Source organism: Actinoplanes sp. CA-051413, from assembly GCF_050955795.1.
Lineage (GTDB): Bacteria > Actinomycetota > Actinomycetes > Mycobacteriales > Micromonosporaceae > Actinoplanes.
The window spans coordinates 2,532,057-2,548,026 of record NZ_CP192100.1 but is presented as its reverse complement, the minus strand read 5'-3'; the positions used below and the strand labels follow the sequence as shown (position 1 = coordinate 2,548,026).

11 protein-coding genes are annotated in these 15,970 nt (G+C 74.2%); 7 read left to right on the top strand and 4 right to left on the bottom strand.

Going from position 1 to position 15,970, the window contains the following annotated elements; translation table 11 throughout:
* Positions 1–5: 5 nt before the first annotated feature.
* Both ACQP2Y_RS12175 and ACQP2Y_RS12170 read left to right on the top strand, forming a co-directional pair.
* Entirely contained in the window at positions 6–1,625 is a 1,620-nt protein-coding gene (locus ACQP2Y_RS12175) for a RecQ family ATP-dependent DNA helicase (protein WP_433727361.1), read from the top strand.
* 53 nt (positions 1,626–1,678) lie between these two features.
* A complete protein-coding gene (locus ACQP2Y_RS12170; RefSeq protein ID WP_433727359.1) occupies positions 1,679–2,236 on the top strand; it encodes a dihydrofolate reductase family protein in 558 nt (185 codons plus the stop codon).
* A gap of 10 nt (positions 2,237–2,246) precedes the next feature.
* Here the strand turns inward: ACQP2Y_RS12170 and ACQP2Y_RS12165 are convergent, their stop codons facing one another.
* Together ACQP2Y_RS12165 and ACQP2Y_RS12160 are read right to left on the bottom strand one after the other, a co-directional pair.
* Positions 2,247–3,617: an FAD-binding oxidoreductase gene (locus ACQP2Y_RS12165; RefSeq protein WP_433727357.1), complete on the bottom strand. Its 1,371-nt coding sequence runs from the start codon at positions 3,615–3,617 to the stop codon at positions 2,247–2,249.
* Positions 3,618–3,730: 113 nt separating this feature from the next.
* Positions 3,731–6,277 carry a glycoside hydrolase family 16 protein gene (locus ACQP2Y_RS12160; RefSeq protein ID WP_433727355.1) on the bottom strand — a complete coding sequence of 849 codons (2,547 nt, stop codon included), beginning with the start codon at positions 6,275–6,277 and terminating at the stop codon, positions 3,731–3,733.
* A 222-nt stretch (positions 6,278–6,499) separates the two neighbouring features.
* On the opposite strand from ACQP2Y_RS12160, the gene ACQP2Y_RS12155 reads away from it, so the two are divergent.
* From ACQP2Y_RS12155 to ACQP2Y_RS12140, 4 genes are read left to right on the top strand one after another with little or no spacing between them, the layout of a single operon-like run.
* Positions 6,500–7,579, top strand: a complete 1,080-nt coding sequence (locus ACQP2Y_RS12155) for a hypothetical protein (RefSeq protein ID WP_433727353.1) — start codon at positions 6,500–6,502, stop codon at positions 7,577–7,579.
* Positions 7,576–11,727 (top strand): Hint domain-containing protein, encoded by a 4,152-nt coding sequence (locus tag ACQP2Y_RS12150; protein WP_433727351.1) that lies wholly within the window; start codon positions 7,576–7,578, stop codon positions 11,725–11,727. The genes ACQP2Y_RS12155 and ACQP2Y_RS12150 overlap by 4 nt, the downstream gene beginning before the upstream one ends.
* Positions 11,724–12,632, top strand: coding sequence for a pentapeptide repeat-containing protein (locus ACQP2Y_RS12145; RefSeq protein ID WP_433727349.1), 909 nt, complete (start codon positions 11,724–11,726; stop codon positions 12,630–12,632). Before ACQP2Y_RS12150 ends, ACQP2Y_RS12145 begins: the two co-directional genes overlap by 4 nt.
* 38 nt (positions 12,633–12,670) lie before the next feature.
* Positions 12,671–14,107: an aldehyde dehydrogenase family protein gene (locus ACQP2Y_RS12140; RefSeq protein ID WP_433727347.1), complete on the top strand. Its 1,437-nt coding sequence runs from the start codon at positions 12,671–12,673 to the stop codon at positions 14,105–14,107.
* Here ACQP2Y_RS12140 and ACQP2Y_RS12135 read toward each other — a convergent pair.
* Positions 14,097–15,005: a DNA-3-methyladenine glycosylase family protein gene (locus tag ACQP2Y_RS12135; RefSeq protein WP_433727345.1), complete on the bottom strand. Its 909-nt coding sequence runs from the start codon at positions 15,003–15,005 to the stop codon at positions 14,097–14,099. The two genes, ACQP2Y_RS12140 and ACQP2Y_RS12135, sit on opposite strands and share 11 nt — an antisense overlap.
* On the bottom strand, positions 15,002–15,367 hold the full coding sequence (locus ACQP2Y_RS12130) for a VOC family protein (protein WP_433727343.1): 366 nt from the start codon (positions 15,365–15,367) through the stop codon (positions 15,002–15,004). The genes ACQP2Y_RS12135 and ACQP2Y_RS12130 overlap by 4 nt, the downstream gene beginning before the upstream one ends.
* Positions 15,368–15,440: 73 nt before the next feature.
* Here ACQP2Y_RS12130 and ACQP2Y_RS12125 point away from each other — a divergent pair, with 73 nt between their 5' ends.
* Positions 15,441–15,887 carry a MarR family winged helix-turn-helix transcriptional regulator gene (locus ACQP2Y_RS12125; RefSeq protein WP_433727341.1) on the top strand — a complete coding sequence of 149 codons (447 nt, stop codon included), beginning with the start codon at positions 15,441–15,443 and terminating at the stop codon, positions 15,885–15,887.
* Positions 15,888–15,970: the final 83 nt, after the last annotated feature.

Below are 15,970 nucleotides of genomic sequence, written 5' to 3'. Positions count from 1 at the left end.
GGCCCATGCCCGACGTCGCTGAGCTGGCCCGGTCCGTGTTCGGCTTCGACCTGCGGCCCGCCCAGCGCCGCGCCGCCGAGACGGTCGCCGCCGGCCGCGACACCCTGGCCGTGCTGCCCACCGGCAGCGGCAAGAGCGCCATCTACCAGGTCGCCGGGCTGGCCCGTACGGGCGTGACCGTCGTCGTCTCCCCGCTGATCGCGCTGCAACGCGACCAGGTCCGCTCCCTGACCGCGCTGGGGTTACGGGCCGTGCTGCTCAACTCCAGCCTGCACAGCGGTCAACGCGCCGACGTCCTCATCGCCCTGCGCGCCGGCGGGACCGACTTCGTGATGCTCGGCCCCGAACAGCTCGCCAACGACGAGACGCTGCGCGAGCTGACCAGCGGCCCCCGGCCGATCACCCTGGTCGCCGTCGACGAGGCCCACCTGGTCAGCGAATGGGGCCACGACTTCCGCCCGGAATACCTGCGGCTCGCCGACGTCATCGACACCTTCGGCCGCCCGCCGGTGCTGGCCCTGACCGCGACCGCCGCGCCGCCGGTGCAGGCCGACATCACCCGGCAGCTGCGGATGCGCGAGCCCCAGGTGATCGTCGCCGACTTCGACCGGCCCGGCATCACCCTGGCGGTGCGGCGCACCCGGCACGGACTGCCCGAGGCCCGGGCCGTCGACGACCGGACCGTCGAGGTGGTGCTGGCCCACGACACCCCGACCCTGGTGTACGCGCTCACCCACGCGCGCTGCGAGAGCCTGGCGGAACGGTTGCGGCTGGACTCGTACCGGGTGGCGGCGTACCACGCGGGCATGCCGGCAGCGGAACGCGGCCGGGTCCAGGACGGGTTCTTCTCCGGCGCCCTGGAGATCGTGGTGGCGACCAGCGCCTTCGGCATGGGCATCGACAAGCCGGACGTCCGCACGGTGGTGCACGCGGGCGTGCCGGGCAGCCTCGACGAGTACTACCAGGAGATCGGCCGGGCCGGCCGCGACGGCGCGCCGGCCAGCGCGGTGCTGGTGTACGACCCGCGCACGGTACGGATCCCGCGGCTGCTGGCGGCGCGGTCCCGGCTCGCGCCGCACGCGGTGCACGCGGTGGTCGACGCGCTTGAGGCCGCACCGGGGCGGATGAGCCTGCGGGAGCTGGCGGAGGGCAGCGGGATGAGCCGGCATGTGGTCGAGCGGGTGGTCGACGAGCTGCTGGAGCTGGGGGCGCTGGTCCCGCAGGGCAACGACGCGGTGCGGGTCCCGGAAGCGCTGCCGAGGACGACGTTCTCGGCGGTGGCGGCGGCCGGTGATCGGCGGCAGGCGGTGCTGACCAGCCGGATCGACGCGGCCCGGCACTATGCGGAGACGGTGCGGTGCCGGCGGGCCGAGCTGCTGGGGTATTTCGGCGAGCATTACGAGGCACCGTGCGGGTCGTGCGACAACGATGCGGCGGGGGCTGAGCCGGAGCCTTCGCCGTCGCGGCAGGCTGTGCCGGGTGGGGTGGGGGTGCACCACCGGCTGTGGGGTGCGGGGACGTTGCTGACGCGCGACGAGCATGAGCTGACGGTGGTGTTCGACTCGGTGGGCTATCGGCACCTGACCCCGGCGGCGCTGGACAACGGGCTGCTCACCCTGGACTGACCCTCGATCCACTTGGGCGCCGGGACGCCGTGGTGGCTTTAGACTCTGCGGCCATGGGACTCCTCACCTTCACCCTCAACGTCACCCTGGACGGTTGTGTCGACCACCAGGAGGGGATCGCCGACGATGAGACGCACGCCCTCTTCACCCGTCTCATGGACGAGAGCGGGGCGATGCTGTGGGGTCGCGTCACCTACGAGATGATGGAGGTCCACTGGCCGGCCGTCGCCCGCGGCGACGTGGAGGCGCCGCCGGCCCTGCGGGAGTGGGCGGCCAAGCTGGAGGCCAAGCCCAAGTACGTGGTGTCGTCGACGCGCAAGGACTTCCCGTGGACCAACAGCCACCACGTCGCCGGTGATCTGCGTGCGGAAGTGCAGAAGCTCAAGGACGCGAATCCGGCCGGGGTTCTCCTCTGCAGCGGCAATCTCGCGGCCGAGCTCGACCGGCTGGACCTGATCGACGAGTACCAGTTGCTCGTCCATCCCCGGATCGCCGGCCACGGCCCGACGCTGTACCAGGGCGGGCTGCCCGGCACACGCGAGCTCGAGCTGCTCTCGGCGCAGCCGCTCCGCAACGGCGCGGTGGCCCTGCACTACCGCCGCGCGCGCTGAATCACAGGGGTCAGCCGAGGAGAGACGGGGTGGCCGAGGCGAAGGAGTTGTCCGGGTCGTAGTGGCGTTTCGCGGCCAGCAGCCGGCTCAGGTTGGCGCCGTACGAGTCGCGGGAGCGGTCTTCGTCGTCCGGGCCCAGCAGGTTCGGGTAGCCGCCCGGCAGCGACAGCTCGTCCAGCGACGTCGCCACCGCGTCGGCCCAGGCGCGGTGCGGCTCGACCGGCTGCCCGGGCGGCCAGGCGGCGATCACCTCCAGCACGGTGTGCGGCGAGCGCTGGGCGAAGGCCGTCGCCGACGGGTCCACTCTTGCGGCGGCGCCGTGGAAGCGGTTCAGGATCAGGGCGGAGACCGGGGAGCTGATCTCGTTCGCGGCGGTGACGAGGGCGTCCACCGCCGGGGCCGGCACGTCGGGCAGCCAGCGGGTACGCAGCAGGTAGTGGTTGCCGTCGACCATGCTGCGGTCGAACATGCTCAGCGCCGCCTCGTACGGCATCGGGCCGATCTGGTCCACGATCGGGTGGCCCAGGGCGCGCAGCCGGGCGATCGCCTGCTCGCCCGCCGCCAGGTCGCCGCACCAGAACGGGCACAGGAACGCCAGCGGACGACCCTCGGGACCGGGCAGGAAGCCGGTCATGACGCTCAGCTCGTCCGGGGCGTCGGCCATGAGCTCGGCGTGGCCGGACAGCACCGCGGCCGCCTGTTCGAACGGGAACATCAGCATGCCGGTGAGGATCGACGGCACCTCGTGCAGCCGGTAGCGCAGCTCCGTGACGACGCCGAAGTTGCCGCCTCCCCCGCGTAGGGCCCACCACAGTTCGGTGTCGTCGTCCGGGCCGGCCACGACCGTCGTGCCGTCGGCCAGCACCACCGTCGCGCCCAGCAGGTTGTCCAGGGCCAGGCCGTACCGGCCGATCAGGGGGCCGTAGCCGCCGACGGTGGTCAGGCCGGCCAGGCCCACCGCGCGGACGACGCCGGTCGCGGTGGCCAGCCCGTACGGGGTGGTCGCGGCCAGCAGGTCAGCGGTGATCGCGCCGCCCTGGACCGTGGCGGTGCGGGCCGGCGCGTCGACGGTGACGTCACGCATGCCGGTGAGGTCGATGACCAGGCCGCCGTCGCGCAGGGCCCGCCCGGCCCAGTCGTGTCCGCCGGCCCGCACCGAGAGCGGCGTCCCGGCGTCGCGGGCGGTACGCACCGCCGCGCTGATCTCGGCCACCGTGGCGCAGCGGGCGATCGCCGCCGGCTGGTGCGCCACCGCGGCGTTCCAGACCTGGCGGGCGGCCGGGAATCCGGGGTCCTGGGTCAGCAGCAGGCGCTCGGCGAGCAGCGGGCGCAGGATCCGGACGGCGCCGGCGAGGTCGGCCGGGGTGCTGGTGGCGGTCATGGCGACTCCGATGCGCGCGCGGGCGGGGTGCGGCGACCGTACCGCGTCGTCACGCCGCGTGAAGTCGCGAACACGACTTGCCGGGGGCGACGGTCCGCCCCCGGCTGCCGGGTTCAGACCGGGTACATCCGGATCCATTCGGCCTCGTACGACCCAGGGGTCATGTTCTGCCCGCGGAAGTTGTCGAACTGCATGGTCAGGTGGCCACGCCACATCGACTGCATCGCCTTGCGGGTCGACGACTCGCCGCCGGAGATGCTGAACCACTGCTCCCCGTCGAGGAAGCCGCGGACGTGGTCCGGCGTCCACTCGAAGCCGATGTTGTGCCATTCGCTCATCGGCTCACGGCAATCGGTCTTCTCGCGGTCCTCCTGCTGGGTGCCGCCGGACTTCACCGGGTAGTGCAGCACCGCATTCACGCACGGGGCAGCCGTTCTCGTGTTCTCCAGGAAGTCGTACTCACCCTCCTCCGGCCAGATGTCGTCGTCGGGCCACACGATGAGCAGGGTCCGGAAGTAGCGGCCGTTGTCCGTACCGGTGTTGCGGGAGCGCACCCGGGCCTCCCACCGCCCGTAGCGGGTGCTGTAGTCGCTCTGCATCCAGGCCGTGTCCCCGTTGGCCAGACCCGTCATGATCAGCTTGCCGTCGGCCACGGTGGTGCGGTCCGCGCACCGGCGGGTGCCGGCAGCGTGCTGGTTGGGCCAGCATCCGCTGCCCACGCTCCATTTTGCCGGGTCCGGCGTACCGGTGTAGTTGAACTCGTCGCTGTGCTGAGCCAGTGGCGCGCCCCAGTTGAGTCGTTTGGCCGCCGTGACGCCGTCGCTGTCGCCCGGCTCCGGCTCCGGGCCCGGCGGCGGCGCGGTGCCCGGCCTGACGCTGATGCTCAGCGGCGTCAGCGGCCCGGCGGCGGTCTTCGGGATCAGGATCAGCGAATACCAGGAGCCGTTCTTGAGCAGGTTGAACTGGTGGCTGCTGATGTCGGTCGTTCGTTCGGTCGACCACGGGCCGCTCTCGCGGGTGTCGGTGCCGTCACGGCCCACGTTCCAGCCGATGATGTCGGTGCGCCTGGTGGTCCACATCGCCGTCGCCGTGCCGTCCGCCCACGTCCCGGTCAGCTTGACGTCCGCGTCCGGGGTCGCCTTGTACGCACACATGGTGGCGGCGAAACCCTTGTTCGCGTCGAGCTCGGTGGCCCGCAGCAGCACCTTGGCCCGGACGGCGCCCGCCGGGACGGTGAACCGGCCGGAGATCCGGGTGAAGGCCCGGGTGCCGGCCACCGGCAGGTAGCCGCCGTTGGTGTGGCCCAGGTACACGCCGGCCGAATCCTGCCAGTCGATCTCCATCCGCAGGCGCGCCGGATCGTTGGTCCGCGCGTCCGCCCCGACCTCCCACACGGCACCGGGCTGCACCTTCTGCTCCGGCAGGTAGATGCCGGCGGTGGTCGCGGCGCCGTTGGCCACGCCCAGCTCCCAGGCCGCCGAGGGATGGTCGGTGACCGCCTGCCGGGTGACCACCAGGCTGCTGCTGAGCCTGCCCCAGCCGGCCGCGTCGGTGCCGAGCACCGGGTTGGCGCACTCGTTGTCGGACACCTGGTACTGCCCGACGCGTACGAACGGGGCCAGCTCGCTGTCCGGGCCGGCCAGCGCCGCACGGGCCGCCCGGGCCAGGTTGCCCTGCCCGGCCGCCTCGGCCCGGGCCTCGATCCCGCGGATGATGACCCGGTACTCCTCGGCCTTCTTCTTCAGCGCCGCCAGCCGGTCGCGCTCGTCGGCGGCGTGGATGCCGGTGGTGATGAACGCCCGCCAGTCGGCCGGGTTGTTGCTGCGCAGGGCGGCCTCGGCCGCGGCGTACACCTCGGTGGGCTCGGCCGCGGTGTTCCACACCCAGCGCACGAAGTTGACGTCGCTGAGCACAAGTTTGCCCTCGTCGGCGGCCACACCCAGCACCGCGGCCGCGGCGATCCGCTCCTCGCGCTCGCGCAGGGCCTGGCGTTCGGCCTCGGTGCGTTCCTGGTCCGCGGCGATCTCGGCGAGCCGGTCCTGCTCGCGGGCCTGCGCGATGCCGGTGGTGATGAAGTCGCGCTGCTGCTGCGCGGTCCCGCCGAACGCGGTCAGCGCGGCGGCCTTCACCCGGGGGCCGGTCGGACCGCGGTAGATCTCGTACACGAACTCGCGGTCGGCCAGCAGCAGCAGCTCCGGGGTCACCGGCATCTGCACGGTGATCAGCGCGCGCTGCTTGAGCTCACGGGCCTCCCGGGCGGCGGTCGCGTCGCGGACCTCGTTGGCCACGTCGCGGTTCTTGGCGTCATGGATGCCGGACTCGATGAACACCGTGCACTCGACGAAGTCATCGGTGGAGCTGTTCATCAGTGCCAGTTCGGCGGAGCCGCGCACCTCGGGCAGGTTCGTCGCGTTCTGCCACAGCTGGAAGACGAAGTCGCGTTCGTTGAGCACCAGCCAGCTGTCCGGCGCGACGACACCGACGACGGCGGCGGCACGGACCCGGTCCTCGATCGAGGACTCCAGACCCGCAGCCCGGGCCGCGGCCGCACGGTTCGGCGCGCCGGGCGCGGCGAGCGCGCCCGGATCGCCCACGACCAGAGCGGTCAGCAGTACGGCGGCTACGGTGACCGCCCGTCTCAGTGTTCCCGACGATTTCATTGTTCCTCCCGGAATCGGCAGACCACTTATAGCGGCCCGCATACAGAAACCGTCCAGGACCGGTACGGACGCCGCCGCCCAGGACCGGCCCTAGCCCTCTGAGCCCCTGCCGGCAAGGAGAAGGCCGCTTCCGGCCACGCCCGGAGAACACCGCCGGAAAAGTGTTCCGCTGTGACGGCCGTCGATTTGCCGCGACGCGTGTCCTGCGTGGATGGGAATGCCATGAATGCGAGAACCCGGCTTTCGGGAATGGTCGCCGCCGTCGCATTGTCCGGGGTCCTGGTCACCCCGGGTCCGGCGTGGGCCGCCGCCTCACCCGCGCAACCGGCCGGGCCGGCGGCAACACCCGCGCACTCGGCCGACTGGTCCCGCACGCGCCTGCTGGCCGGCTACGACACCCGCTCCACCGTACGGGCGGCAGCCTGGTCGGCGCTGATCAGCAGCAACGTGGACGCCGCGGTCGCCCGGTTCGTGCTGTCCGGCTACCCCTACGCCGTACGGCGGTCCGCCGAGACCAAGGTGCGCAACGCCGACTTCGCCCGCCGGGTCCTCGAGACGCACACCGCCGAGTTCGCTCCCGAGGTGCACGCCGCCGCCCGGTACGCCCTCGACGGCACCGCCGCCGACCTGGACTACTTCGCGCGTACCGGATATGCCGCCGCCAAGGACCGCGACCGGCAGGCGCGGGAGTCGACCGGCGCGCAGGCGGCCGCGCTCGTGCAGGCCGACCGTGACTTCGTGGCGCTGTTGCGCGACACCGCGCCGGGTGAGCAGGTACGCGCCGCCGCCACGTTCGCACTACGCCCAGCGGCCACCGACGCCGACCTGGTGGAGTTCTTCGCCTACGACTGGGTCAACGCCGCGGCGCTGGACCTGGACGCGTTCCGGATCCGCGTCGCCGACGAGGACATGGCCTGGCGGGCTGCCGCCGCCCGGCTGGTCGCCGAGGCCCGCACCGCCGAGGAGGCGGCGCTGAAGACCGCCGGTGAGGCCGCCGAGCAGGCCCGGGCCGCGGCAGCGCGCGCCTGGGCCGCCGCCGGCGCGCAGACCGGCCCGGCCCGGGTTGCCTGGGCGCAGACCCAGCAGGTCGCCGAGGCGCAGGCGGCCAACTGGCATCAGGTGGCCCAGGCGGCCGGCGGTGCGACCGGCGTGAACTGGACGGCGATCGCCGGCAGCGCGGGGGTGACCGCGGACAGCTGGGCCGCCGAACAGGTCCACGCGGCCGAACAGGCCGCCCACTGGGCCGAGCTGTTCGCCCAGGCGGTCGCCGGCGAGCAGCGCATGACCGGCGGCGCGGCATGAGCCGGCGCCTCGCGGTCTTCGCCACCGCTCTGCTGCTGTCGACCGGCTTCCTGAACGCACCACCCGCGGCGGCCGCGCCCCCGCCGGTCACCGCGCCGCTGGACGACCACACGCCGCTGGTCGTGCCGCCGCTGGAGATCGGGACGTGGGACGGCCGGGCCGGGGTGGAGTTCCCGGCCGATCCGGTCACCCGCGAGCTGATCGTGGAGATCGCCGAGACGCACGAGGAACCGGAGTTCCGGGAGGCGGCGGCCGCGGCGCTGGCCTCCGACGTGCCGGACGCGCTGACGCGGTTCCTGACCGAGACGCACCCGCGCCTGCAACAGCAGTCCGACCAGCGGCGCCGCGACACGGCCCGGCAGAACACCGCCACGATCCGGGCGATGGCCGGCACCGGCGTGCCGGGTGGATACCTGGAGACCGAGATCGCCCGCGTGCTGCGGGCCACCGACAACGACCGGGCAATGTTCCTGGCGTACGGGGCCGAGATCGCCCGTGGCCGCGACGAGCAGGCCGCGAAGTCCGAGCGGGACCGCCGTACCGTGCTGCGCGAACGCGTGGCCGCGCTGGTCGCCGCCGCCCCGGCCGAGTCGCAGGTCAAGCGGGCCGCCGAGGCCGCGCTGGCCGGCGACGACGCCGCGGTCGCGGCGTTCTGGAACGGCGGCTACCTGACCGCGGCCAACGCCGACGCCGCCGCCCGCGAGCAGTATCTGGCCGATCTGGAGGCCCGCAACAAGGCCGCGGAGGAGCTGTCCGAGCTGGCCCGCCGCGCGGCCCGGGCGTCCGAGGCGCGCCGGCAGTTGCTGATCGCCCACGGCAACGCGATCCGCGAGCTGCAACGCGCGGCGAACGCGATGGCCGGCGCCGCCAACGCGGCCCGGTCCGCCGAGCGCATCCTGGCCGGCGGGGAGACCACCGCGGTCAAGGCCACCCGGCTGGCCGCCGCCCGGACCGACACCGCCGTCCAGCGCGACGACGCCCAGCAGGCCGCCGACCGGGCCCGCAACGCCGCCCTCGCCGCGACCGCCGCAGCCGACACCCTGATCGACACCGGCCTGCAGTACGGCGCCGAGTGGTCGCTGATCGTGCAGGGGATGCAGCAGGCGGCCGTCGCGGCGGTCGGCTCGGCCACCACCGCGCTGCACGCGGTCGACGCCACCATCGCCACCAACAACGCCCAGAGCGCCGAAGCCCGCGCCGCTGCCCACGCCGATCAGGCCGTCAAGTGGCGCGCGCACGCCGAGCAGCACGCCCTGGCCGCGGCGAAGCTGGCCGCGGCTGCCCGCGCCCAGGCCACCGCGGCCAAGACCGCCGCCGCCCGCGCGAAGACCGCCCGCGAGCAGGCCCAGGCCGCCGAGGCCCGCGCCTGGGCGGCCGCCGCCCGGACCCGGCAGCACCGGATCACCGCCGAGACCGAGGCGGCCGCCGCCCGGGACGCGCGGATCCGGGCCGACCAGGAGCGAGCCACCGCGGCGACCCACCGCAAGCACGCCGACGAGCAGGCCGCGGTCGCCGCCGGTGCCCGCCGCAACGCCCAGGCCCAGGCCGCGACCGCGGCAACCGCCCGGCAGCGGGCGGACAGCGCCAAGGACGCCGCCGTGTCGGCCCAGGACACCGCCTGGGAACACGAGGGCACCGCCCGCCGGGCCCGCGACGCGGCCACTCGCGCCGAGCTGTCCCTGCAGGCGGCCGAGGCCAAGGCCCAGGCCCTGCGGGCGTGGGCGGCGGCCACACCGGCCGGCGAGGCCAAGGTGGAGGCCGAACGCCAGGCCGACGCGGCCGCCCGGGAGGCGCAGACCGCCCGGGGTGCGGCCCGCGCGGCCCGGACCGCCGCGAACACCGCCTCCGGGGCCGCGGCCAACGCCCAGGCCGAGGCCACCGAGACCCAGCGGGCGGCGGACCGTGCCGAGGCCGCCGCCGCGGAGTCCCGGGCCGCCGCGGTGCGGGCGGACGCCGCCGCCGACCGGGCCGAGGCCGAGGCGAAGGCCACCCATCAGGCCCGGCTGGAGGCCGACGCGCGGGCCGCCGAGGCGACCGCCCAGCAGGCGCGGGCCGCCGAGGCCGCCCGCGCCGCCGTCCGGCTCGCCGAGCAGGCCGCCGACGAAGCGGTGCAGTCGTTGTGGGCGGCCCAGCGGACCAAGGCCGAGGCCGACGCGGCGACCACCGAATCGGTCGCCGCCGCGGCCCAGGCCGAGATCGCGGTGACCGCGGCCGCGGCGGCGCGGGCCTCGTCGGCGGGCATCGCCGAGCCGCTCAACAACGCCCTGGGCATGGTCAGCCCGTTCACCGGGGCCGACATCGACGCGGACTTCGTCGTCCTGGTCGCCGAGCAGGCCCGCACGATCGGCGCCGAGCAGGCCGCCGCGGCCACCGCCCGGGCGGCCGAGGCTCTGACCGCGGCCCGGCGGGCCGAGGAGGCCGCCGCACTCGCCAACGGCCAGGTCAAGCCGGCGTTCGAGGCCGCGGCCGAGGCCGCCCGGCAGGCGTCCGACGCCGCCACGGCCGCAGCGGAGGCCAAGCAGGCCGCTGCCGCGGCGGCCCGGGACGGCGCCGCCGCCCGCAGCGCCGCGGAAGGGGCAGGCCGGGCCGACGCCCAGGCGAAGGCGGACGCCCGCACGGCCAGGTCCGCGGCGAACGCGGCGGCCGACGATGCGGCCCTCGCCGGACGCAGCGCGGCCTCGGCCCAGCAGGAGGCGAACAGCGCCGCCGGCGCAGCCCGCACAGCGGCCCGGGACGCGGCAGACGCCCGGGACGCGGCGACGACCGCGGAAGCCGATGCGACGACGGCGGAACGCGCGGCGACCACGGCCCGCGCGGCGGCCGACAGCGCGGCCACGGCGGCCGCGAACGCGTTGCAGCACGCCATCGACGCGCAGGCGGCGGCCGAACGGGCCGAGGAGACCGACCGCCGGCGCCGGGCCCTGACCCTGGCCGCCCAGGTGTCCGGCAACCCACCGGCGCTGCCGGCGCCGGAGCAGCTGGGGGGCCTGACCCCCGAGCAGCGGGCCCAGCTGCAGAGCGATCAGGCGCTGGCCGGGATGAGCGTGTGGGACTTCCTGGCGTCCGAGGACGGCGAGCTGCTCAAGGAACTGACCGGGCTGGCCGAGTTCGAGGCCTGCTTCGGCAACGGCGACATCATGGCCTGCCTGTGGGCGGCCGTCGGGCTCATCCCGGGGCCCCGGGTCCTCGCCACGGCGTTCAAGCTCGCCAAGCTGGCGCCCAAGATCCAGAACTTCATCGAGCGGGCGGCGCTGGCCCGGGACCGCATCGACGACCTGCTGGAGATCGCCGAACGGGCGCAGGCCTGCCAGATCCCGAACAGTTTCCTGGCCGGTACGCCGATCCTGCTCGCCGACGGCCGTACCGTGCCGATCGAGGACGTGCCGATCGGGGCGAAGGTGCTGGCCACCGACCCGGAGACCAACCGCACCGCGGCTCGCCCGGTCACCGACGTGGTCACCGACCGGGGCGTCAAGAAGCTGGTCGACCTCACGATCAAGTCGAACGGCCGGACCGCGACCCTGACCGCGGCCGACAGTCACCCGTTCTGGGCGCCGGACGCGCGCCGGTGGATCGACGCCGAGGACCTGCGCCCGGGTTCGCGGCTGCGGACCGAGGTCGGCGGCCAGGCGGAGGTCACCGCGGTCAAGGCCCGTACCGCGAGGGTCACCGTGCACAACCTCAGCGTCGGCGGCTTCCACACCTTCTACGCGCAGGCCGGTGCCTTCCGGATCCTGGTGCACAACTGCGGCGCCAAGGTGGTGGACCTCTACGGCAACGAGATCACCAACCCGGATCCGCTGGCCGGCAAGCTGCGCGACTTCACCAACGACGCGCTGCGCCGGTGGGAGAACAACGAGATCGGCTTCTCGGCCAAGGACCAGGCCAGGATCGACAAGAACCCCAACCTGGAGAACGCGATCAAGGGCAACATCCTCGACGCGGAGGTGAAGCGGATGGCCGACGACGATCCCTCGCTCGCCCCGCTGTTCAGCACGCCGAACGGCTACCCGGGCCCGGACTGGGCCAACACCGGACCGGTCCCGCTCGTCGGCTGGTACGACCTCACGACCACCAAGAGCTGGGGTCAGCACGTGTACGACTACGGCCCCCGCTACGGCCCGGGAGTGGGCATCCTGTGGCAGTGAGAGCGTTACGGCAACGATGGTCGACACCGGACGGACGGCTGCTGCAACGGGAGATCCAGTCCCGTCTGGCGGCCGGGGCCGGGCTCGACGACCTGGACCTCGCGGAGGTCGACGGCAAGCGCGACCTCCGCGGGTTCCCGGCCTCCCCGCCAGTCTCGCAGTGGCGGGGCGCCCACCTCGCGGGGATCGACCTGTCCGGGGCGTCGCTGGCCGGGGTACGGCTGTTCGACTGCACGCTGGAGTCCGTCCGCCTGGACCGGGCGGTCTGCCACGACTGGCGGCTGTGGGGCTCGACGGTCGCGGACACCACGTTCACCGGTGCCGAGCTGCGCGGCTCGTCGCTGGGCGCCTGGCGCGAGGGCCGGGGCAACCGCTACGAGCGCGTCAGCTTCGTCCGGGCCGACCTCACCGCGGTCGGTTCCAGCGCCGCGACGTACACCGACTGCGACTTCTCGTTCGCCCGGCTCGACCGGGTCAACTTCTGGCAGTCCAGTCTCGTGCGGTGCACGTTCGCCGGGCCGCTGCGGGACGTGGTCTTCGACGGGCGGCACCTCGGCGAGGACAAGCCGGACACCAACCCGATGACCGAGGTCGACCTGAGCGGCGCCGAGTTCGACGGCTGCGAGTTCCGCGGCACGCCGTTCACGACGGTCCGGCTCCCGGCCGACCCGGACCTGATGATGGTCACCGACGTGGGTCAGGTCGACGGTGCCCTGGCCGCGCTGAGCGCCGCCGACGGCACGCTGCCCCGCACGATCCTGCAGCACGCCCGGAAACTGCTGGGCATGGGTTCCGCGGCTCTGCTCAATGCCCGGGACTTCCCGGCCGGGGCACCGGCGGTCCGGGCCGCGCTGACGGCTGCGGGGTGGCGTCCGGGCGGTCCTGCGGTCATCCCGGCCGACTAGGGTGGGCTCGCCTCATCGTCCGGCCGGCTGGGAGAGTCATGCACCATCAGATGTTCGTGGACGGCGCCTGGATCTCCGCGCTGTCCGGCGCCACCACCGTCGCGACCAGCCCGGCGACCGGTGAGCAGCTGGGCACCGTGCCCGACGGTGACCGTGAGGACGCCCGCGCCGCCATCGCCGCCGCCCGCCGGGCCGCCGGTGGCTGGGCGCGGCTGTCCGCCTTCGAGCGCGCCGCCCTGCTGCACCGGGTCGCGGACGTCATCGAGTCCCGGCGTGACGACCTGGCCCGCACGCTGACCCTGGACCAGGGCAAGCCGCTGCGCGCCGAGGCCTACGACGAGGTCGACGAGCTGGTCACGTACTGGCGGATGGCCGCCGAGGACGGCAAGCGGCTGGGCGGGCTGCTGCCGAACTCGGCGAGCACCGGCAAGCGGGCGTTGCTGGTCCGGCGCCCGCGCGGGGTGGTCGGGGTGATCACGCCGTGGAACTGGCCGTACACGATGCCCGCCGAGCTGATCGCGCCCGCGCTGGCCAGCGGCAACACCGTGGTCTGGACGCCGGCGCCGTCGACGGCGATCTCGGCGGTCGCGCTGGCCGGGTGTGTCGCCGAGGCCGATCTGCCCCCGGGTGTGCTCAACCTGGTGACCGGTCCCGGGCCGGTGGTGGGTGACGAGATCGCCCGCCATCCCGGCACGGACGCGGTCGCCTTCATCGGCTCCACGGCCACCGGCCGGTCGGTGGCGAGCGCGGCGGCGGGCAAGGCGACGCTGCTGGAGATGGGCGGCAACGGCCCGCTCGTGGTGCTGGCCGACGCCGACCTGGACCGGGCCGTCGAGGGCGCTCTGCAGGCCTGTTTCCTGTGTGCCGGGCAGAGTTGCACCGCCGGCGAGCGGCTGCTGGTGCACCACGCGGTGCGCGACGACTTCGCCGAACGGCTCGCCCGCGCGGTCACGGAGCGCATCCGGCTGGGCGATCCGCTCGACGACGCCACCACGATGGGCCCGCTCAACAACGCCGGCGTCGCGGCCAAGATGGATGAGCACGTCGCCGACGCCCTGCGCCGCGGGGCCTCGGCGCTGACCGGCGGCGCCCGCGCCCCCGGCTTCGCCACCGACCTGTACTGGCCGGCCACCGTCCTCACCGACGTGCCGGCCGACGCAGCGGCGGCCACCGAGGAGACCTTCGGCCCGATCGCCCCGATCGTCGCCGTGTCGGGCGTCGAGGAGGCGATCGAGCTGACCAATGCCTCCCGGTATGGGCTGCTGGCCGCCGTCTACACCGCCGACCTGAGCACCGGGCTGGCCTTCGCCGACGCGGTGCGTACCGGCTGGGTGAACATCAACGAGTCCACCAACTACTGGGAGAGCCACCTGCCGTTCGGTGGGCGGTCCGGCTCCGACAGCGGCCTCGGGCGGGTCGGTGGCGCGCACCCGATGGAGGCGTTCACCGAGTTGCAGACGGTGATCATCGGCTGAGCCGTACCTGATCGGCCTGGCCTGCCTCGGCCAGCGACGCGCGCAGCAACAGCGCGACCCACGTCCGGTACGGACGCCAGCGCTCGGCGATGGCCTCGAGCTGCGCGAGGCCGGGGTCGTCGCCGAGCCGGTAGGCGCCGGCCATGGCGTGGTGCAGCCGTTTCTCGTTGCGGGGAAACGCGTCGGGGTCGCCGGCCCCGCGCAGCAGAATCAGCTCGGCGGAGAACGGTCCGATGCCGGGCAGGGTCTGCAGCCGGGTCAGGGCCTCCGCGGCCGGCAGGGCGCGCAGGGTGGCGGCGTCGAGCTGTCCGTCGTCGGCGGCCCGGCCCACGGACTGCAACTGCTCGATCTTGCGGCTGGTGAGGCCGGGGAACTCGCGCAGGCCGGCGAGCCGGTCGGGCGCCGGGAACGACGGGAGCTGCGCGTCGCCGAAGTCGATCTGCTCGCCCAGCTGCGTCGCGAGTCGGGTACGGATGCCCGCGGCCTGACTCCGGCGGATGCGCTGCCCGATGATCGTCCACACCGCGGCCTCGTACGGGCTGTGGAACTGCACCGGCCGCAGCCCTGGATAACGCGTCTGCAGCTCGCCGACGACCGGGTCCCGTTCGCCCACCGCCGGGAAGCCGGTGCCGTCCACGTCCAGCGACAGGATGCGCTCGACCTGGGCGCGGATCCGCTCGGCCGGCACCGGGCCCGGGTTGGCCACGACCTCGGCGACCGGCTCGGCGCCGTCACCGGTGACGCGGACGCCGACCGGGGTCCAGCCGTGCTCGGCGGGGAACGCGAGGTCGAGCCGCGCCTCGTCGCCGCCGCCCTGCCCGGCCGAGAACCCCGCGACGAAGCGGGCCGCACTGCGCAGCGAGAACGGGCCGCGCGCCCGCATCCGGAAGGTGGTCACGCCTTGTCGTGGATCGTGACGGCGTAACCGTCGGGGTCGCTGAAGGTGAAGGTGCGGCCGAACGGACCGTCGAAGGCCGGCGTCACGATCGGCACACCTGCGGCGTCGAGCGCGTCGTGCAACGCCTGGGCGTCGGTGCTGTGCAGCCACAGGGCGACCCCCAGCCCGGGCCGGCCGGCGTCGAGGTCAACGCCGGGCAGCGGCTCGCGCACCGCGAAGGGCACGGGCTGGGTGGCGAAGACGACTGCGCCGGGCGGGCCGGCCGGGATCCGGTGCAGGCCGAGGTGCTGCTCGTAGAAGGCGGCGGATCGTGGCAGGTCACGCACCTGCAGGGCGACGAAGTCGGGTCCGGTAACCGTCATGGCTCACTCCTGGCGTCTCGAATCTTGCTATGTCAAAGTCCTGACATCCGGCAGCGTATGTCAGGATGCTGACATGGTGCAACAGGAGACTGTCGGGCCGGTGGAGAACGCCGTCGGCTACGTCCTCAAGGAGGCCGCGGTGGCACTGCGCACCGCGATGGACGCGGTGCTGCGGCCGCTGGAGCTGACCGTCCCGCAGTACTCCTGCCTGGAACTGCTCGGCCAACGGCCCGGCCTGTCCAACGCCGAACTGGCCCGCGGCACCTTCGTCACCCGCCAGTCGATGAACGTGGTGCTGCACGGCCTCGAGGAACGGGGGCTGGTCACCCGGCCCGCGACCGCCGCCCGGGGCCGCGAGCTCCCGGCCCAGCTAACCCCGGCCGGCCGCGATCAGCTGCTCGCGGCCAGCACGGCGGTCCGCGCCGTCGAGAAAAGGATGTGCGCGGGCCTGAGCCCCGCCCGACAGCAGGACCTCCTCGAAACGCTGGCCGCCTGCGCCCGCAACCTCAGCCCGGCCTGAGGAAACTTCGTCGCCGGCAGGTGCAATGCGGCCGGGGGGTGAGGTTGTCTGGAACAAGTGAGGGCCCGGCACCCGCCGGCTCG